Source organism: Rothia sp. HMSC076D04 (assembly GCF_001814645.1).
GTDB classification, from domain to species: Bacteria; Actinomycetota; Actinomycetes; order Actinomycetales; family Micrococcaceae; genus Rothia; species Rothia mucilaginosa.
The window spans coordinates 324,186-343,502 of sequence record NZ_KV817374.1; the positions used below are offsets into that span (position 1 = coordinate 324,186).

17 protein-coding genes and 1 tRNA gene are annotated in these 19,317 nt (G+C 58.8%); 2 read left to right on the forward strand and 16 right to left on the reverse strand.

The features are described 5' to 3' along the window. Positions 1-162: 162 nt before the first annotated feature. Positions 163-864 carry a hypothetical protein gene (locus HMPREF2980_RS09165; protein WP_070593947.1) on the reverse strand — a complete coding sequence of 234 codons (702 nt, stop codon included), beginning with the start codon at positions 862-864 and terminating at the stop codon, positions 163-165. 63 nt (positions 865-927) lie between these two features. Between HMPREF2980_RS09165 and HMPREF2980_RS09170 the strand changes: the two genes are divergently transcribed. After that, positions 928-1,905 (forward strand): hypothetical protein, encoded by a 978-nt coding sequence (locus tag HMPREF2980_RS09170; RefSeq protein WP_049352213.1) that lies wholly within the window; start codon positions 928-930, stop codon positions 1,903-1,905. 387 nt (positions 1,906-2,292) lie between these two features. On the opposite strand, the gene HMPREF2980_RS09175 is transcribed toward HMPREF2980_RS09170, so the two are convergent. Beyond that, a complete protein-coding gene (locus tag HMPREF2980_RS09175) occupies positions 2,293-4,263 on the reverse strand; it encodes an NHL domain-containing thioredoxin family protein (protein ID WP_049352216.1) in 1,971 nt (656 codons plus the stop codon). A 416-nt stretch (positions 4,264-4,679) separates the two neighbouring features. On the opposite strand from HMPREF2980_RS09175, the gene HMPREF2980_RS09180 reads away from it, so the two are divergent. Next, a complete protein-coding gene (locus HMPREF2980_RS09180) occupies positions 4,680-5,918 on the forward strand; it encodes an alpha-hydroxy acid oxidase (RefSeq protein ID WP_049340534.1) in 1,239 nt (412 codons plus the stop codon). A 123-nt stretch (positions 5,919-6,041) separates the two neighbouring features. On the opposite strand, the gene HMPREF2980_RS09185 is transcribed toward HMPREF2980_RS09180, so the two are convergent. The 14 genes from HMPREF2980_RS09185 to HMPREF2980_RS09255 form a co-directional block, all read right to left on the reverse strand. Next, a complete protein-coding gene (locus tag HMPREF2980_RS09185; RefSeq protein WP_049340532.1) occupies positions 6,042-6,794 on the reverse strand; it encodes a hypothetical protein in 753 nt (250 codons plus the stop codon). A gap of 277 nt (positions 6,795-7,071) precedes the next feature. Continuing rightward, positions 7,072-7,794: a transcriptional regulator gene (locus HMPREF2980_RS09190; RefSeq protein WP_239663439.1), complete on the reverse strand. Its 723-nt coding sequence runs from the start codon at positions 7,792-7,794 to the stop codon at positions 7,072-7,074. A 247-nt stretch (positions 7,795-8,041) separates the two neighbouring features. Continuing rightward, a complete protein-coding gene (locus tag HMPREF2980_RS09195; RefSeq protein ID WP_049354943.1) occupies positions 8,042-8,764 on the reverse strand; it encodes a hypothetical protein in 723 nt (240 codons plus the stop codon). A 213-nt stretch (positions 8,765-8,977) separates the two neighbouring features. Then, positions 8,978-9,835, reverse strand: a complete 858-nt coding sequence (locus HMPREF2980_RS09205) for a hypothetical protein (RefSeq protein WP_049350546.1) — start codon at positions 9,833-9,835, stop codon at positions 8,978-8,980. Positions 9,836-10,376: 541 nt separating this feature from the next. Next, positions 10,377-10,664, reverse strand: a complete 288-nt coding sequence (locus HMPREF2980_RS09210; protein ID WP_005506733.1) for an HU family DNA-binding protein — start codon at positions 10,662-10,664, stop codon at positions 10,377-10,379. Positions 10,665-10,756: 92 nt separating this feature from the next. Then, positions 10,757-11,062: a 30S ribosomal protein S14 gene (gene rpsN / locus HMPREF2980_RS09215; RefSeq protein WP_005506731.1), complete on the reverse strand. Its 306-nt coding sequence runs from the start codon at positions 11,060-11,062 to the stop codon at positions 10,757-10,759. Positions 11,063-11,064: 2 nt separating this feature from the next. Beyond that, positions 11,065-11,235 carry a 50S ribosomal protein L33 gene (rpmG, locus tag HMPREF2980_RS09220; protein ID WP_004005967.1) on the reverse strand — a complete coding sequence of 57 codons (171 nt, stop codon included), beginning with the start codon at positions 11,233-11,235 and terminating at the stop codon, positions 11,065-11,067. A gap of 3 nt (positions 11,236-11,238) precedes the next feature. Continuing rightward, on the reverse strand, positions 11,239-11,475 hold the full coding sequence (gene rpmB / locus HMPREF2980_RS09225; protein WP_004005966.1) for a 50S ribosomal protein L28: 237 nt from the start codon (positions 11,473-11,475) through the stop codon (positions 11,239-11,241). An 823-nt stretch (positions 11,476-12,298) separates the two neighbouring features. Next, positions 12,299-13,111: an SGNH/GDSL hydrolase family protein gene (locus tag HMPREF2980_RS09230; RefSeq protein ID WP_070691534.1), complete on the reverse strand. Its 813-nt coding sequence runs from the start codon at positions 13,109-13,111 to the stop codon at positions 12,299-12,301. A gap of 158 nt (positions 13,112-13,269) precedes the next feature. After that, positions 13,270-14,100, reverse strand: a complete 831-nt coding sequence (locus tag HMPREF2980_RS09235) for an ABC transporter ATP-binding protein (protein WP_049340521.1) — start codon at positions 14,098-14,100, stop codon at positions 13,270-13,272. A 139-nt stretch (positions 14,101-14,239) separates the two neighbouring features. Then, a complete protein-coding gene (locus HMPREF2980_RS09240) occupies positions 14,240-16,438 on the reverse strand; it encodes an acyltransferase family protein (RefSeq protein ID WP_070691536.1) in 2,199 nt (732 codons plus the stop codon). Positions 16,439-16,563: 125 nt separating this feature from the next. Beyond that, positions 16,564-16,637 (reverse strand) — tRNA-Thr (locus HMPREF2980_RS09245). 229 nt (positions 16,638-16,866) lie between these two features. Continuing rightward, complete coding sequence (locus HMPREF2980_RS09250; protein WP_049360034.1) at positions 16,867-17,745, reverse strand: DsbA family protein; 879 nt, start codon at positions 17,743-17,745, stop codon at positions 16,867-16,869. 423 nt (positions 17,746-18,168) lie between these two features. Then, the gene (locus tag HMPREF2980_RS09255) at positions 18,169-18,912 is read right to left on the reverse strand and encodes a DUF6891 domain-containing protein (RefSeq protein WP_070688017.1); all 744 of its coding nucleotides are present in this window, start codon (positions 18,910-18,912) and stop codon (positions 18,169-18,171) included. Between the last annotated feature and the right edge of the window lie 405 nt (positions 18,913-19,317).

Genomic DNA, 19,317 nt, shown 5'->3' on the forward strand with positions numbered 1-19,317 from the left:
CGCATCTAAAACTGGGCGCAGTGCGTTTTGAGCTAGCGTGCAGTGCGTCTTGAGTTAGGCATACAAATGGCCCGGCGCCTACCCCGTGTGGGGTGGGTGCCGGGCCTTTGCGCGTCCTGAAGATGCGCATCCGAAAAGAAGCACCGTTGAAGAACGGGTGTTCTAGTGGATGAGGTAGATGGTGCGTGCGAGTTCTTCGGGCATGAAGGATGCGGCGAAGAGGATTGCCACGATGATGACGGCGAGTGCGGTCATAAGGCTGGAGCGCCAGCCGGGGTGCAGCTCGTTGAAGGTGATGAGTCCCTTGTGTTCTTTGTCCATGTTGACCACGTTAATCTGTTTGTAGATGGTGGTTTGGGCGGAGAGTTTGGAGGAGACTTCTCGCATGGTTTTGCCGTCCCAGACGCGGCCGTCGATGCGCATGAGCTGTTTGCCGTCTTTGTCGACGGCCCACATGGCGGGGAAGCTGCGGTAGCGTAGGCGGCCGGCGACGGTTTTGAGTTTCTGGCCGTAGGCTTTTTTGGGGTAGAGCTTTTCGGCGTAGATAGTGTGGTCGATATTTTCGAGGGGTACGGCGAACCAGCCGAAGGTGCGTGCGCGGAGCACGTGGGTTTTGGTGATGACGATGATGGTGGGTTTGAGGACTGAGTAGAGGTTTACGCCTGCGATGGTGCCGATGAGCAGTACGAGGATGGTGTACGGCAGGGCGGGTCGCTTGTAGAGGATGAAGGCGAGCGCGGCGAGGAGCACGATGGTGCCGGGGAGTGCCGCTTCGATGCGCCTGCCGTAGGAGCGCATGCGGGGGTGGAATAGTTCGTTGACTTCGCCGTATTTGGCGGGGACTTCGTGAGCGCGTTCTGCCATATACACAACTTTAGTGTGTGCGGTGCGTGAAACCTAGCGGACTACCTGCGTTACTCTGGTTCTATGCGTAATTTTTCTCCCGTGGAGCGGGTTCTGGCAATGTGGATGGTCGGTGTTGTGGTGGCGGTTTCTGTGGCTGCTGCGGCGCTGGTTATGACGAATAAGCTGGTGTATGGTCCGACGGGTCAGGTGCGGGAGTATTTTCATGCGTTGCGTACGGGTAATGGTTCGTATGCGCGTGGCCTGTTGGGTGCGCAGATTCCTGAGGGTGACGCCTCTTTATTGGATGGGGATGCTTTGAGGCGTTCGGTGTCTTCGTTGGGTGAGGTGTCGTATGAGGTGGTGGAGACCAGCGAGGATGGGGAGCATGCGACGGTGCGTGCGTCCTATACGTTGGAGGGTTCGCAGCAGCATACGGATTTTCGTTTGCACCGTTCGGGCACGCATTGGGGCTTTTTTGATAAGTGGGCTATTGATGAGGCGTCTTTGCCGTCGGTGAAGGTGAATATTCAGGGTGTGGAGGCTGCGACGATTAATAACCGTAAGGTTGCGGTGGATGATGGTGCGGCGTCATTCCCGGTGTTTTATCCGGGTGTGTATGCGGTGTCGTATGATTCGACGGTTTATACGGCGCAGAAGGTGAATGAGGTGGTGACTGCGCAGGATGCGAATCATGCGGTGCGTATGGAGTTGAAGCCGAGTGATAATGCGTTGTCGTCGGTGAAGGAGCAGGTGCAGGATCATTTGAAGAAGTGTACGCAGCAGAGCACTCTTTATCCGGGTGGGTGCCCTTTTGAGTATGCGTTTACGGGTCGTGTGGATTCTGAGGTGAAGTGGTCTGTGGTGAAGGTTGCGGATCCGCAGGTGAGTGTAAGTTCGGCGGGTGTGTGGTCGTTGAAGCCGATGTCGGGTACGGCGAAGGTGTCGTTTACTCAGTTGGATTTGTATACGGGTGAGCGTTCGCAGGTGCAGAAGGAGATTCCGTTTACGTTGAAGGCGTCGGTGGAGGCGGATGCGAAGGCGGTCCGAGTCTCCTTCTAAGAACGAACGACGAGAGCCAGTATGCTCTGAAGCGACATCAGGGTGCCCGAGCGAAGCGAGGGCGGGTTCCCCTGTAGGAGCGAAGAGCATACTGGCTCGTGGCTTATACGGGTTGAGAAAGGGCCGGTGTTATCCGTAGCGACATCAGGGTGTCCGAAGCGAAGCGAGGACGGGTGCCCCTGTAGGAGCGAGGATGACCCGGCCCTTTCGAGTCCCACAATCCTAAAAAGCACAAAGGGAACCGGCGCTATCCGTAGCGGTATCAGGGCGGCACAGCAGAAAAGGGTCAGTATTATCCGTAGCGACATCAGGGTGTCCGAGCGAAGCGAGGACGGGTGCCCCTGTAGGAGCGAGGATAATACTGACCCTTGATTCTTTTATAGATCCCTAGTTGATACCGCGAAGGTCCAGGACGAGTTCGCTTTCGTCTGCTTCGTCACCGGTCACGACGACGGGAATACCCCAGTCCTGCTGGTAGAGGTGGCATGCTGCATGCTCGGGGATGTCACCGCCGGGGGTGCCGTCGCAGGCGGCGGCGCGTGCGGTGATGTGCAGGACTGCCTCGGTGATTTCGGGGTTGAGTACGAGGGTGCGGGTCAGTCCGGTGGAGGTGCCGGCGCCTTCCAGGATGAAGTTCTCGGGGGTGGATGAGATCTTCAGCTGGGTGGGGTCGCCCCAGCGGGTGTCGAGCTTCTGGCCGGTGGGCACGGTGAATCGTGAGGTGAATTCGAGGGTGCCGCCGGTGAGCTTGGTGGAGGGGCGTGCGGTGGTGATGGCGCCTTCGTCGACGTGCTGTGCCTTGGCGGGGATGGAGGCGCGTACAAGCTGGTGGGCGTTGGTTTCGACGATGATGAGGCGCGGTTCTTCGCCGGGTACTTCTTCGACGAGCAGGTCGGAGGGCTCGTCGAGGCCGCGTTCGAGGGTGCCGAGGGTGCCGGTAACCGGGTCCCAGCGGCGGATGGCGCCGTTGTAGGTGTCGGCGACTGCGATAGATCCGTCGGGCAGTTCGGTCAGGCCGAGGGGGTGCTGCATGCGGGCGGTGTCGGAGTCGCCGTCGACGAAGCCGAAGTCGAACAGGCCCTTGCCGACGGCGGAGGTGACCTGTACGCCGTCTTCGGTGAAGGTGATGTGGCGCAGGCCGCTGGTTTCGGAGCATGCGACCCAGAGGCTACCGTCGCGTGCTTCGATGATGCCGGAGGGCTGGGCGAACCATGCGTCGGCGGCAGGGCCGTCGGCGAGGCCTTCGACGCCGGAGCCTGCGAAGATGCTGACGGTGCCGGTGACGGGTTCGTAGCCGAAGAGCTGGTGGGTGCCTGCCATGGCGATGATGAACTGGCCGGCTTCGCGGGAGTAGACGGCATCCCAGGGCGAGGAGAGCGCAATCTCGGTGGCGGGTACACCGGCGGGGATGTGGTTGGGGTCGCCGGTGATGGCGTTGTCGCCATCGATGACGCGCTGCACGCCGTTGCCTGCGAGGGTGCGTACTTCGCCGGTGCTCAGGTTGAGGGAGCGCAGGCGGTGGTTGACGGTGTCGGCGACGAGCACGTCGTAGCCGAGCTGTTCGCGCAGGTTTTCGGGTACGAGGGCGAGGCCGGCGGGCTCGTTGAAGCGTGCTTCGGTGCCGGTGCCGTCGACGTGGCCCTTGACGGGGTGGTTGATGGGGTCGTTGCCGCCGCCGTAGGTGTTGATGACGGTGTTGAGGTCGGCTGCTACCTGCAGGATGCGGTGGCGTGCGCTGTCTGCGACGAGGTAGGTGCGTTCGCGGTTGCCGAAGAGGTTTGCGGGGCCGAATTCGGCGGGCAGTTCGATGGCCTTGCCGGGGAAGGCGTAGGTGCCGGCTGCCTTGGGGCGGGGCACGTAGGGGCCGTCACCGCGGTGTAGGGTGCCCTTCGCCTCGTGCTCGGCGACGAGTTCGCGTACGAGGGAGGTGAGGCCCTGCACGTGGCCTTCGCCGGAGAGGTGGGCGACGATGTAGCCTTCGGGGTCGACGACGACGAGGGTGGGCCATGCGCGGGCGGTGTAGGCCTGCCAGGTGGTCAGTTCGGGGTCGTCAAGTACGGGGTGGGTGATGTGGTAGCGGTCGACGGCTGCGGCGAGCGCTACGGGGTCTGCTTCGTGTTCGAATTTGGGGCTGTGTACGCCGACGGTGACGAGCACGTCGGAGAATTCTTCTTCGAGAGGGCGTAGTTCGTCGAGGACGTGCAGGCAGTTGATGCAGCAGAGGGTCCAGAAGTCGAGAATAACGATTTTGCCGCGAAGGTCCTGCAGGGTGAGGTTCTTGTCGCCGGTGTTGAGCCAGGCGCGGCCTTCGAGTTCGCTGGCGCGCACGCGTACGCTGCGGGTGGTGTTCTCACTCATGGGTTCTCTCTCCTGTTGGGTGCGCCGTGTGTGGGCGCGTCGGTTTGCTGTCCCCATTATGCCAGCGTGGTGGGGGTGGTTCGCTGGGAGTTGAGCATTGTGAACGCGGGAGGTAACGGCTCGTCATATTACGTCATATTTGCGTGAGTTGAGGAGTGCGAAAGTGGTATGCACGGGTTTGGAAATCATTGCATCTCATTCATTCGCCATGCCCTCCGGTACCGATACGCCGGGGCACCCCCGAAATATTTAACTTAATAAGTTAAGCCTTACCTAACTATTGATTAATCTAACCCTTAATTTTTAGACTGGGAGGGTGCGATTTTTCGCACACCCTTCTGCGGGACTCGCCGACGACCCCGCCCCCACCCAAGGCCCGCCCTGCAGGCGGCGCCCCCCCAAGAGAAAGGCCTCCCATGGTGCAACGTCAGCTCCCCAAGCCCAGCGAACTACTTGAATTTATGCAATTCAAGAAGCCCAGCCTCGACTTTGCAGGCAACCGCCTACAGAGCGCACTGACCATCTACGATTTGCGCCGCATCGCAAAGCGCCGCACACCAGCCGCCGCTTTCGACTACACGGACGGCGCCGCGGAAGGTGAACTGTCAATGACCCGCGCCCGCCAGGCCTTCGAGGATGTCGAGTTCCACCCGGGTATCCTGACGGATGTTTCCACCGTAGACACCACCACGAAGGTACTGGGTGGCACCTCCGCTCTACCCTTCGGTATCGCCCCCACGGGCTTTACACGCCTCATGCAGACCGAAGGCGAGATTGCCGGATCCGGCGCGGCGGGGGCAGCGGGCATCCCCTTCACCCTCTCAACCCTGGGTACAACCAGCATTGAGGATGTGCGCCGAGTCAACCCAAATGGCCGCCTGTGGTTCCAGCTGTACGTGATGCGTCAGCGTGAGATTTCCTACGGCTTGGTCGAGCGCGCCGCAAAGGCTGGCTACGATACGCTCTTCTTCACTGTAGATACGCCCATTGCGGGGGCGCGCCTGCGCGATAAGCGCAACGGCTTTTCCATTCCGCCCCAGCTTTCGCTGAAGACAGTGGCGAACGCGATTCCGCGCCCGTGGTGGTGGTATGACTTCCTCACCACGCCCAAATTGGAGTTCGCTTCACTCTCCTCGACAGGCGGCACGGTGGGCGAATTGCTGGACGCTGCCATGGATCCGTCCATCAATTACGAGGATCTTAAGGAAATCCGTGAGTTGTGGCCCGGCAAGATTGTCATTAAGGGCGTGCAAAACGTGGAGGATTCCAAGAAGCTGGCTGATTTAGGCGTGGACGGCATCCTACTGTCGAACCACGGCGGCCGCCAGTTGGACCGCGCTCCGGTTCCCTTCCACCTGCTCCCGGAAGTGGTTCGCGAGGTCGGCAAGGACACCGAAGTTATGGTGGATACCGGCATTATGAACGGCGCGGATGTGGTGGCCTCGCTGGCCTTGGGCGCCAAGTTCACGCTGATTGGCCGCGCCTACCTATACGGACTCATGGCGGGTGGCCGCCGCGGTGTGGATCGCACGATTGAGATCCTCTCGGAAGAGGTGCGCCGCACAATGCGCCTGCTACAGGTCAGTTGCGTTGAGGAACTCGAACCCAAGCATGTGACGCAATTGCGCCGCCTGCAACCCATTCCGAAGATTTAAACCTCTCCATCCCCGAGTGAGAAATAATTAAAGACGCCCCGCACGCATCACGTATAGATGCGCGCGGGGCGTTGGTATCCCTAGTGTGGTGGGCTGTTCTGCCCAGTGGGCAGGAGCTAGTTTTTACTTGGCGCCTGCAACCTCGGAGAGGTCACCAATCTTGGTGGGCTTGACCGGGGTCTTAGCGGTGCCGCTGAAGCCGTCGATACGGCCGGGTGCCTTCGGGGTTTCGATGGTGGAGACGTCAGTCGCCTGCTCAAAGGTCTTGGTGTTCAGCACGGATGCGGTGCCATCTGCATTGACAACGGTGTAGAGGTTGTCCTTGGGGTTGGTCTTGATCCAGGAGCCGTCCTCTTTCACGACGATGGTTGTACCGTTGGAGTCCATGCTGGTCCACACACCGTTATTCTGGATGCTGATGATAGCGCCGTCCTTGGATTCGAATGCAGCGAGTTCATCGGTGTAGTAGACGGTGCCATCGCTGGTCTGCACCTTCTTCACGCCGGACTGCTCCTTGAGCTGTTCCAGGGCTTTCTTGCTGGCGGTGTAGCCTGCGGAGGCTACCTGATTGGCGGATTCCTGACCCTTCTTGAGTGCTTCGGTTGCTTCGCTGGGCAGGTCGGTGGGAGTGCTGATGGTGCCCTGGGTGGTCTTAGTTTCTGCCTTGGTGGTTTCAGCTGCTGCGGAGGCGGTGCTCTTGGTGGTTGCTGCTGCGGAGGTGCTTGCGGGTGCCGAGGCAGTTGCGGAAGCGGTTGCAGAAGCGGACGCGCTTGCCGATGCGGAGGAGTTGGAGTTGGCGCCGGAGTTGCCGCCGCAGGCTGCGAGGCCGAGGGCACCGGCAATGGTCAGGGACAGAACAGCAATAGACTTCTTCACTGTATTTTCTCTTTCTGTATGCGCCGCTCTGCAACGGCGCAGTGCGTAGTGTGGTTGACCTGTACTCCGGTATGCCCGGTGTACGCCACCATGCTAGCACCGCGACCTGAAAGCTCCCTGAGATGGTGCGGTGCCCCCTCCCCCGCTTACGGGTCATCTCAGCTCTACTGGTCTTCTCAGCGCGGCTTGAAGACGCAAAAACGCCCCGCACGCATCACGTTCGGATGCGCACGGGGCGAACGGATCTAGCTAGTCGCCAGCTAAGCGGTGGATACGGTTAGTTCACAGCCATGCTAGTCGGCTTAACGGGGGTCTTCGGGGCGGGGAAATCTCCCACCGGAGCCGGGGTCTTGGGCACTTCCAGGGACTGGTAGTCGTCCGAAATCTCCGAGGTCTTAACGTTCATAATGGAAGCCGCGCCATTCTCATCAACGTTAATGATTTCACCGTTAGGCTTGACAGCGGCCCAGCCGCCCTTCTCAGTCACGGCGATAACCTCGCCTTCAGGGGTCACACGTACCCAGCTGCCGTCGTTCTCAATGCTGATGTAGCTACCGTTCTTAGCTTCGACAACAGCGATGCTTCCGTCAGGGTCAGCGTACACGTTACCTTCAGTGTTCGTAGTCCTCTTGGTGGAGTGATCTTTCTTAGCCTCTTCGACGGTTTCCTTGTAATGCTCGTAGACCTTCGGGCCGTAGCTACTATCGGTGGCGTCCGTGGGCATGGAGGAAGCACCCGACAAGCCACCCTTCTGGCTTTCGGATGCCTTAGCGGAGGAGCTCGAGCTATTTGCGTGTGCAGAAGCAGATGCACTTGCCGAAGTGGATGCTGAGGTAGCTGCCGAGGTGGTTGCAGTTGCGGACGCGTTGGAGGAGGCAGACGCGCTTGCCGAAGCGGACGCGCTCGCGGATGCACTCTGGCTTTCGGCGGGTGCCTTGGCGTTGGAGCTGCACGCGGCAAGACCGAAGGTTGCGGCGAGGCTCAGGGACAGAACAGCCATAGTTTTCTTCACTGTGTTCTCTTTTCTGGTAGATCCCCGTGCTATGCCGGGGAGACCTATAGTGTGGTTGTTTGTTGAGTGAGAGTTGAGTGAGAGCTAGATTCTGAGCGCCTCCCTAATCCTAACAACAGTTATGCGAAGCTTCCTATTTTCCCTAGGAGTTCAGCGCAACTTGAAGACGCAAAACGGCCCCGCACGCATCACGTTCGGATGCGCACGGGGCGTTTGTTATGCACTGGTCAGCTTATTACTTCTTGGGCTGAACGGGCTTGACGGGGGTGACCTTAGCCTGTGCGGGCTTTGCGGGAACCTTCGGAGCCTTCAGATCTGCCTTCTCGCCGCCAACGATGGAGGTTACTTCACCGGATGCGTCCACGGTTGCCTGCAGGCCGCTGTTAGCCTGGATGCTCCAGGAGCCGTCAGCCTTGACTGCAACCTGGCCGTTTGCGTCCTGGCGGCTCCAGGAGCCGTCAGCCTGTACAGCTACCTGACCTTCGTCGCCCTGAATGGACCAGCCGCCGTCCTCGGAAACGATAACGTCGCCCTCAACGGTGGAGGAGGATGCTGCGTTGCCCTCGGAGTCCTTGGACTCAGCCTTGGTGCCCTTTTCGTCGGACTCTACCTTGGAGGAGTTACCCTCGGAGTCCTTAGCGTCTACGGATGCCTTGCCGTCTGCGCCGACCTTCACGTCTGCGGAGTTGCCTTCGCCGTCGTTAGCCTTGACGGTGACGTTGCCGTCCTTGTCAACCTTCACATCTGCTGTAGCAGAAGCGGAAGCTGCAGAGGTGGTTGCCGCCGAGGATGCCTTAGCCGATGCGCTTGCAGATGCAGTTGCCGAAGCGGAAGCGGATGCGGATGCAGTGGCGGTGGTGGAAGAGGACTGGGAGCCACATGCGCTCAGGCCCAGTGCGCCTGCGAAAGCGATGGACAGAACCGCGGTGGTCTTCTTCATTGCGGGGGCGATTGCCATTGTTTCTCCTTGTGGTTGTTAGTATGGTGCGGCTAGTTGACGACGTATTCGCGTCGTGCGCAGAATCCTTGTGGGATTCCATAACGATTATCGGTGTAACCAACCGCGTTAATTCTATCGAGTTTGGGTGTGATTATCCGGGCGTGTGGGCGTTTATCCGCATTCTAGCGAGTGGGATAGCCTACGTTTTCACCCAGCTTGTCAGCCAGCTTCTTAGCGGCGGGGAGTGACGGGCTTGACGGGGTTAGCGACAGCACCGGCGGGCTTGAGGGGGACGCTGGGTACCTTAACCGCGCCTTTGCCGCCGGTCTGTTCCCAGGTGCCGTTAGCTTCTACCTCGATTACGCCGTTCTCGCCGGTCTGTTCCCAGGAGCCGTCAGCATCAACCTCAACGACGCCTCCATCGCCAACGCGCTCCCAGGAGCCGTCAGCTCGTACCTCGATGATGTCGCCGTTGGGGGCGTGGTAGGACCAGCCGCCGTCGGTCTTGATTTCGATGAGGGTGTAGCCGTTGGCTGCGCTGACGGTTCCGCTGTCGACGGTCACGGTGCCGTTACCGGAGCTGTTACCTGCGCCGTTGGAGCCGTTCTTGGCGGTGGTTTCACCGGCCTTTTCGTCGACCTTTGCGGAGGAGCCCGAGTTGTTCGATGCCGAGCTGCCATTGACGGTTGCGTTGCCGCTAACATCGGCGGTCACGCCGGTTCCGTTCGCGCCGTTGACGGTCACATTACCGTTGGCGTCTGCGGTGACCCCGGTACCATCAGCACCGCTGACGGTCACACCGTTTTCGGTGACGGTGACGGTGCCCTGGGAGCTGCTTGCGGTGGCGCTCGGGGAGGCTGCGTCGCTTGCCTTGACGGTGACCTTGCCGTTGCCCGCGTTGACTGCTGCGTCGGCGGTGGAGGATGCCTTAGCGGTCGCGGTGGCGGTGGGTGCCGGGTTGGAGGTGTTCTGTGTACCGCAGGCGCTCAGGCCGAGTGCTGCGATTGCTGCCAGGGACAGTGCTGCCGCGCCGGTGCGGAAGCGACGGTTGGTGGCCTGTGCGGAAGTGTGCAGTGCGGGGCGTGCCATGAGGTGGTTCTCCTTGTGCATCCCGGAGGGTCAATCGTCCGGGGTTTGTATGGTTGATTTTCCGGTTGGGTGGGGCCGCCGTGTATGGTGTGTGGCTTTTCCTTCGCCGGTGATTCCAGCTTAGGGTGTGAGTCTAAGATTGAGCTTTAGTTTGCTGTGTTTAAGCTGTGTCCAAACGGGGATGTATAAGTATTTTTCCCAGCGGGGTTTGATAATCGCGATTTTTCGCTCAGCTCATGCATAGCTTTCTGCTTAAATGTATAAATTTTCTTTATTTTTTCTGTAGCCCATCATAGCTTCCCCTGTGAAACCGAGCTACTTTCTGTATCTTATGCTCGAGTTAAGGGTTAGGGTCTTGAAGACCCACCTTGTGCACGCTCCCTGCCTTGCGCACGCTCCCCGCCGCACGTGCCCTCCCAGCCCTCCAGACGCGCCCCCTCCCCCAGCACCCCATACCCCTATCGTCAAGAGAGCATCTGGGCATACTAAAAGACCCCCACCATATTGGTGGGGGTCTTTAGCAGATTCAAAGTCTCAAGAATTACTTCTTCTTAGCGACTGCTGCCTTCAGCTTGGAGCCTGCGGTCAGCTTCACGCCGTGACCGGCGGGAATCTGGATGGTTTCGCCGGTCTGCGGGTTACGGCCGGTACGAGCTGCACGGTCGGTGCGCTCGATTGCCATCCAACCGGGGATGGTGATCTTCTCGCCCTTGGAGACGGAAGACTCGAAAACCTGGAACACTGCGTCGAGGACTGCGTTTACAGTTGCCTGGCTCTTGCCAGACTTCTCTGCAACCTCTGCAACGAGTTCGGTACGGTTCTTAGCCATTAGGGTGCCCCTTCCAGAGACTTAAGGTTTGAGTCTAAAGCGAGTGACCGTCGGTAACGACGGAAAACCGTTTAGGAACTAAAATACCAGATTTACCAGCTGGACTTGGTGATACCGGGCAGCTCGCCACGGTGTGCCATCTCGCGGAAGCGCACGCGGGAGATACCGAACTTCTGGAAGGTACCGCGGGGGCGGCCGTCGATCTGGTCGCGGTTACGCACGCGAACGGGGGAAGCGTTGCGGGGCAGCTTCTGCAGTGCCACGCGTGCTGCTTCGCGCTCCTCGGGGGTAGCGTTCTCGTCGATTAGGGTCTTCTTCAGCGCGATACGCTTCTCGTTGTAGCGAGCGACGATGACCTTGCGCTGCTCGTTGCGAGCGATCTTGGACTTCTTAGCCATTCTTAGCGCTCCTCTCGGAAGTCAACGTGCTTGCGAACGACGGGGTCGTACTTCTTCAGCACCATACGGTCGGGGTTGTTGCGGCGGTTCTTACGGGTCACGTAGGTGTAACCGGTGCCAGCAGTGGACTTGAGCTTGATGATAGGACGGAGGTCCTTAGCCTTGGATGCCATTTACTAGATCTTCTCCCCGCGTGCGATGATTTCTGCAACAACGGCATCGATGCCACGAGCATCGATAACCTTGATGCCCTTAGCGGACACGTTCAGGGTTACCTTACGACGCAGCGAAGGAACCCAGTAGGTCTTCTTCTGAACGTTCGGGTCGAATCGACGCTTGTTGCGGCGATGCGAGTGCGAAATGCTGTGTCCAAAGCCGGGAACAGCTCCGGTCACCTGGCAGACTGCTGCCATGTTTCACTCCTTTATTGATTGACTTTTATGACGGTACGCAGTCGATGTTACTCGTGAGCGTCCCGCCACCAATGTAGAAGCACCGGGTTATTCGCCGGGCTAGAGTGTTTGAGATCGTCACGTGGGTGAGAGGCCACGCATCGATCCCCGCCGCGGGAAAAACGGTGAAGCTTATTAGTGTCGAGAGGCGTTTCCACCACTACGAACAGCGTTAAATTCTAGGTAAATACGGGGGTTCGTGCAAGCCTGCACGCCGGATTTTGCCTTAAAAATCCGCGGAATCTCGGTGTTCTGAGCCAATTGCATCTCGTTTAAGCGAAGTGCTCGATTCGCGGATGCACGCCTGCCTTCGAGCGGCAAACATACCTATCCATTCTATCAAAAATGGGTGTTTTTGCAAGTCCAGATGTTTTTAAGGAATTCTTTAACGCCCCTAGTCAGGCGTTAATGCGCCTTTTTAAGAACGGATGTTCTCTATGTGACCGGGGATAAATTACACCGGTGAAATTCATGTTGTGAGATTAACAGCTTAAGCCGGATTTAAGCCTTAAACAGCCCCGCGCCACCGCTTCTTGCGGTGTGCGCAGGGCTATTAAACGGGCTTAAATACGCGTTTAAAGAGCTTTTAACTCTCGTTTTAACGCTTCCGCCCCGGTTTTAAAGGGCGGTTTAAGGGGTCGCAACGGTACGGGTAACGGCGGATTTACCGTTCCAGTTACGGCGTAGATGCAGGCACAAATACGGTACAGATACCGCGCAGGACACTCCCCCGGCGTACAGTTTTACGCCGTACCGTGAGCCACCGCGCCCCTAGTTCTTCAGCCTAGTTCTTAAGACTTGCCGCGGGCACCCACTGCGGGTACTTGGGGCTCACACCGTCCCCGGAGCTTGTTCCCTTTAGACGGCGGCCAATCCACGGCAGGGCAAACTCACGGACCCAGCGTGCCTCCTGCTCGATCTTCTCGCGGGCGGTCAGCTGCACCTCCGGGGGCAGTACCGATTCGGTGATCACACCGGGCAGGCCGAGCTGCGCCAGTACGCGAGATGCGAAGCGTTCGTGGCCGAGGTCGTTCATGTGCAGGCGGTCGTCAGCCCACAGACGCCAATCAAGGAAGTCGTTCCAGCGCCAGTAGTCGATAATGTGCACGCCGTGGTCCTCAGCGATACCACGCAGTAGCTCGTTGTAGGTGGCGGTACGGCCGCGGGTACGGGCGAAGGGGCCCTGGCCCTGTACATCCAGGCCGGTTACGGTAAGCACTTCGATTCCTTCGCCGCGCAGGGTGGCGAAGGCTTCGTCTACGTGAGTCATGAGCTGGTCAATATCCACGTTGGGTCGCATGATGTCATTGCCGCCACCGTAGAAGGTGACAATGTTGGGGCAGAGGTCCAGGGCTCGAGGCAGCTGTTCATCCAGGATGGGACTGAGCAGGCGGCCGCGGATAGCAAGGTTTGCGTACTGCGCCTGCGGGTCTACTGCACCGATGCCTTCGGCAACGCGGTCTGCCCAGCCGCGCAGGCTGTTAGGGCGGCGGCGGTCAACGTCGCCCACACCTTCGGTGAAGGAGTCGCCGATTGCCACGTAGCGTACTGATTCACCGTTGAGCTTGCCGTTGGAGTCTAGGAGCGGGGTCGTCATTGTGTTCTTCTTTCCGGGCCTCTATAGAGAATGACCCTTCTGTGGAAGAAGCCGGCACACCCGCGCGGTGTACCGGCTTCTTCGCTTAGCTTTCGGTGCGTCCTACTTTCCAGTATCCCACTGTTATGGGCACTTCATCAGATATGAGCGGGGGTTTCTTAGGATGCGACAGCTGAACCGGCAACGGTGGACGCACTCCGGGGATGCGGAACAACCACGACGCTGCCGTCGTTAAACGGATCGGCGACCTCTGCTTTCAGACCGAAAATGGTGTGCAGGTTCTCACGGGTGAGCACGTCGTGTGCTTCGCCTTGGGCGACGATGGAGCCGTCCTTCATAGCGACGAGGTAATCAGCGACTCGAGCGGCGAGGTTCAGTTCGTGCAGCACCATGATCATGGTGGTGCCGCGCTGTTCGTTGAGGTCCGAGAGTAGGTCGAGTAGCTCCACCTGATGTGCCAGGTCGAGGTAGGTGGTCGGCTCGTCCAGCAGTAGAATGTCAGTTTCTTGGGCGAGCGCCATGGCAATCCAGACGCGCTGACGTTGGCCGCCGGAGAGTTCGGTGACCTGTCGTTCGGCGAGGGACATAGTGTCGGTGGCTTCTAGCGCCCAGGCGACCGCCTCATCATCTTCGGCGCTATTGCGTTTGAAGAGGCCTTGGTAGGGGTAGCGGCCGCGGGAGACCAGGTCTGCTACGGTAATTCCTTCGGGGGCGATGGGATGCTGGGGCATGAGCCCAACCATGCGGGCGAAGCCCTTCATGGAGTATTCGTGGGTGGGTTTGCCGTCGAGGGTGAAGTCGCCGTTGAGCGGCTTGAGTAGTCGGGAGACACCGCGTAGCAGGGTGGATTTACCGCAGCCGTTGGGGCCGATGATGGCGGTAACTTTGCCCTTCGGGAATTCGAGGGAGAGGTCTTTGACGATGGTGGTTTCGCCGTAGCCGAGGCTGACGTTCTCTACTTTGAGGGTGCGTTCGGTGATTTCTTTCATGGCGTCCTTTCTTCTCTAAGGCTTTTCCCGGGAGCCTCCTAACTTAGCCTATCCTAATTTCGGGTCAGAATATAGCGAATCCCCCGAACCGTTCACACTTCTGTAGAACAGCACGGGGGATCCGCTATATCGGCGAACTTTAGAAGTTCACTTTTCCGTTGACGAGCCAGCCGCCTTCCGCTGCACGCTGGAAGACTTCCTGAGCCATGGTGCGGCTGTAGGTCTTGGAGACATGGTTGTCATCGATGTAGACGTAGATGTTTCCAACCACGGGGCTGCACATGCCGTCCGGGCAGTACACGTCCTTCAGGTCCACCATGACGGCACCCTGGTTGCGGTACTTGTCGAAGATTTCCTTTGCAGGGTTTTCTGCGGCGTACTTGTCGCTTGCGGGTCGTGCGCAGGAGCTCTTGTCGGCGCCGGCCTTCTGAGCGCATTCGTAGATGTTGTACTCGAAGCGCGGGTTATCGCGCAGGCCAATGACCTGGACTCCTGCTTCGGTGAGGCGGCGGACCGTCTCATCGAGGCTCGGGTCGACTCGTTCGTCGTTCGAGCGTGCCTGGGCAACGGTGGCGATGAGCACCACGGTCTGCGGCTTACGCTTGAGAATTTCCTCGGTCATCTTGGTGTTGAATTCCGAGCATTCGTTGCTAGCGTTGACGGCGCGGACCGGGTACTGGCAGCCACCGAGCAGGTAGGTCTGCAGGTTGGTTTTGGTCTGTTCTGCGATGGGCTTGAAGATGCTCAGCGCCTGTTCGGCGTGGGAGTTACCGATGACCATGGTCAGCGGTGCGTCCTCGGGTCCGTACTTCTGCAGGCTGCAGTACTTGGCGAGTGCCGGGTCGGAGGGCGCGAAGCTGCCAACGCAGGGGTCGCTCAGTCCGTCGAACTGGGTTTTGACGTCACCACCGGAGGGGATGGGGTTGTCAATGAGTCCCTGCTGGGCGCCGCCGATAGCGCGGGCGCCGGGGTAGTTTTCGCTGGCGGTCTGTACCTGCAGTTCGGCGTTCTGCTCGGACTGGGTGTTGCGGTAGCCTACCCATGCCTGTGCGGCTACCAGGGGTACACCTGCGACCAGGAAGATCGCGAGGATGAAGGCGAGCTGGTCTGCCCAGGTCTTGACCGAGAAGATGGTCTTGAAGCGCATCTTCATCATGAGCCAGGGTACGAAGGGGTCCTTGCGGTAGCGCAGCGGCTTCTCGACGAAGCGGATGAGCAACCATGCCAGGCCGATGGAGGTAAGGATGATGACAGCACCTTCGATGAAGTTCACGCGGGAGGTACCGACGGCGCTGCTGTAGAGGATGAGGATGGGCCAGTGCACCAGGTACAGGGCGTAGGAGATGTTGCCGAGGTTCTGCAGGGGTGCGGAGACCAGCAGTCGATCGATGCCCCAGCGGCTGTTGGTGCGGCCTGCCATGATGACGAGGGCGCCGGAGAGCACGGGCCAGAGCGCCAGGTAGCCGGGGAAGGCTCGTTCGACGGGCAGGATTGCACCGCAGGTGACCAGGCCGATGATGCCGACCCAGCCCATGACGACTCGCGCCTTTTCGGGCGCCTTCCATTTGAGGGTGAGCATCGCCAGCAGGGTGCCGATGGCGAATTCCCACAGGCGGGTGCGGGGGTCGAAGTAGGCGAATCCCTGGTTGGTGTCGGTTTCGACGATGGAGAAGGTCAGGGATGCTACGAATACCGTGTTGAAGATGAATACCGCGGTGGTGAAAAGGTTCCCGCGGAATCGGTGCACGACGTAGGCTACTGCGGCGAAGAGCAGGGGCCAGATGATGAAGATCTGCCCCTGGATGGAGAGCGACCAGAAGTGCTGGAAGGGTGACTTCACGGAAGCGTTTTGGGCGTAGTAGTCCACGGAGCTGAACGCGAGGTTCCAGTTCTGGAAGTAGAACAGGGAGCTCGTTGCGTCGGTGACGGTTTGCGACCAGCGGCTGGGCGCGAGCACGAAGAAGGACGCAATCGTGGTACACGCGATAACCACGGTGGCTACGGGTAGCAGTCGCTGGAAGACGTGCATCCAGTAGCTGAAGAGATTGAGGGGTTTGCCTTCGTTGATCTTACGCATGAAGGAGAGCGAGAGCAGGAAGGCGGAGATGAAGAGGAAGACATCCACACCGCCGGAGACTTTGCCGACCCAGACGTGGTAGAGCACCACGAGGAGCACGGCGAAGGCTCGCAGGCCCTGAATTTCAGGGCGGAATCCTCGCGATTCGATGAACTCTTCGAGGGGGTAGTCGCTGGCTTCGCGTGCTTTGATGCTGCGCGGGGCGGTGGTGTAGGTTCCCTGCGAGGCGGGAGCCTGCGGGGTTCCGGAGGTTTCAGACATTCTCGGTTCCTCAGGATGGATGTCGATGTGCTAGTGCGGGTCCCTTAGACACTACAGGACACTCGTACAATAAAATCCTGATCCGCACCTCTGCTATGAGGCTGGTGCGAACCAGGATTTTTCTGAGCCCCCTACCGGATTCGAACCGGTGACCCTCTGTTTACAAGACAGATGCTCTGGCCAACTGAGCTAAGGAGGCAACCTGTCCAGTGTACCCTATTCTCTTGGTTGAGTCTGCTTAGTTGTTCTTTTAGGGTTTGGTTGAGAATACTTCTAAATTATGGGGTGATGGTATGTTCGTTTCCTTCGTTTTACCCCTTATGAGCACCGCTTCTGTACGCTGCTCACCCACCCCTCGTACTTATCACCGTGTATGGAAAAACCCGGTAGCCTCACGCCGAGGTTACCGGGTTTTCGTATCGAAGCGGTTACTTCTTCTTAGCTTCGATCTTTTCCTTCAGGAAGGTGCTGAAGTCGTTGCTGGTGTACTGGTCACCATCAACGAAGACGGTGGGGGTACCCTTAATACCGTTCTTTGCGGATTCAGCGTTGACCACGTCCACGAAGGGGCGCCACTTGCCATCGTTCATATCGGAGCCGATGGACGCACCGTGCTTAGAAGCGATGTCGGCGATCTGCTGGTTGTTCATGTCGCCGCGGCCCTGGTGAGTAAAGATCTCACGCTGGTAGTTCAGGAAGTCGCTGGTGCTGACCTGGTTGGCCACGGAATATGCTGCTGCCGCGTTACGTGCGGAGTAAGCGGTGGGCGAGGAGCGGTCCAGGAAGGTCAGGTTGCGGATTTCCAGGGTGATGGTGCCGTCCTCGACGAGCTTCTGGATTTCTTCACCGTACTTCTTCTCGAACTCTGCACAGTGCACGCAGTTGTAGTCCTGGAAGATGGTCACGCGTACGGGCTGGCCGTTCTTGGATGCCTCTTCAGCGGTCTGCACGCCCGGGGGCAGGGTGTTGACTGCTGCTGCGGTTCCGTTGACCATGGGGGTCACGGAGGAGGTCGAGGTTGCGAGTTGCTTGAAGTCGCGGTTCTCCTGGGTGGAGGAGTTCTGGACGATGCCGTCCTTGGTCAGCACAATGCCACCGTATTCGTTGGCGCTGGAGGGCACCGGGCCGCTTTCTGCTACCTTGGTGTTCTTGTTGCCGTTGACTACGACGAAGCCGATGATACCTACGATGATGAGGACCACGGCGAGTACGCCGAACTGGAGCCAGCGGCGGCTTGCCTGGCTGGGGCTCTTCTTGGCCTGCTGGGCCGCAATCTGGCGGGCTTTTTCGCGAGCGTCGGTCGACATGCCTGCTCCTTTGGTTGGGAATATGGGTGGCGGTTCGTCCACTTCTTCTAGCCTACTCCGGTTGGAGTGAGCGTCCATCCGAGCAAAGCTCAGACGACCTGACTCTTCCGGCCCGGGGTTGTTCTTATCCCCTATAGGGTGTTCTAGAGCTCAGCTTCTGCCGTATATAGCAGCTGAAAGCTATGTCGATCAGTTCCTATCACGTGGATAGGTTCCGTCTAATCTCTAGTGTGGACGTACCGCGCTACCCGTCTAGCCTACCGAATGGGTGCCGTATCGGCTAGTTAATACTCTGACTGAGATATCGTGGTGTCTGTTCTCACGCTCTCAGCTTATTTTCCTCGTAAACTTTCGTAGCGTTGGGAGGTTCCTCCCCTGCCACAAGCTACTCCGAGGCACCCACCCGGTTCGGTTCACCAGCCGTTAGGGAATGTTATAGACTTCCACTCCCCCAATGAACGGGCGAGTATCGAAATTCCCCTTCCACTTCACACTCAGACCGTGCTTCTCCAGTACGGGAATAATAGTGTCCTTCATGAGCTCCACGGAGAGCTTCTTGTGAAGGGCACTGATCTCTTCCTTCTGCGCATCGCTCAGCGCGTTCCATTCATTTTCGTCCCTGGGGTAGGCAAGGAAGGAGCCGAACCCAACGTAGGTGCCGCCGCTTTCAGCGAGGCTTTCAGTGTCCTGCTGGTGGAAGTAGATGTATCCCTTCCATTCACGGCTGTCGTCGATCTCGTCCCAGATTTCTGCGGATGCGCAGGTACCGCAGCAGGTGAAGTTCTGTCGTGCGATGACTCCTTCTTCTTCCAGCGCTGCGAAGGCGCGGTTGAGGTTGGAGTTCTTCTGCATTTCGGGGGTAATGCCCAGCTCAGCGGCGAATGCACGACGACGCTTGATGAGCTCTTCCACGTAGTCTTCTACGCGCTTTTCCCAGAGCTTGCTGTCTTCGTTCTCCCCATCGTATTCCAGCTCGAGTGCATCCATCACATAATCGGTGATCGTTTCTACGTACTGCTCAGTATCAGATTCACCCATGAACAGCAGGGGCCAGATGGGCCAGAGCAGCTCAGCTTCGTCTTCTTCGTCCAGTCCCCATTCTTTGGGGAAGGGCGGGTCGAGGCGTTCTTCGCTCCAGCGTTCGTAGATGCTCTTCTCATCAGCCATGATGATGCTCCTTTGTTTGCTCTCTACTCGTTGAAGTAGAGATATGGACTGCTCTTGCTGTTAAGGTACCAAGAGTTTCTCTGCCGTGCCCTCTATTTCGTCATTCAGGCGGATCTGTGAACTCCCCATCTCCTTGCCTCTGTATCAGGTTGGCACGCTGTCTGGCGAGGCTACATCCCCTGTTCCGCTGCCTCTCTGCTGAATCTCTGCGTCTCTGGGTCTATGAGTCTCTGCACCTTTGCTGAGTTAGGTGTCTTTCGTTCCAGGAGTTTTCGTTCTAGGAGTTTTTGGGTACACAAAAAGAGGGGAAGACCTATAAGGTCTTCCCCTCTTGAATAAAAAACCCGCGGTGACCTACTCTCCCACACCCTCAAAAGTGCAGTACCATCGGCGCGAAGAGTCTTA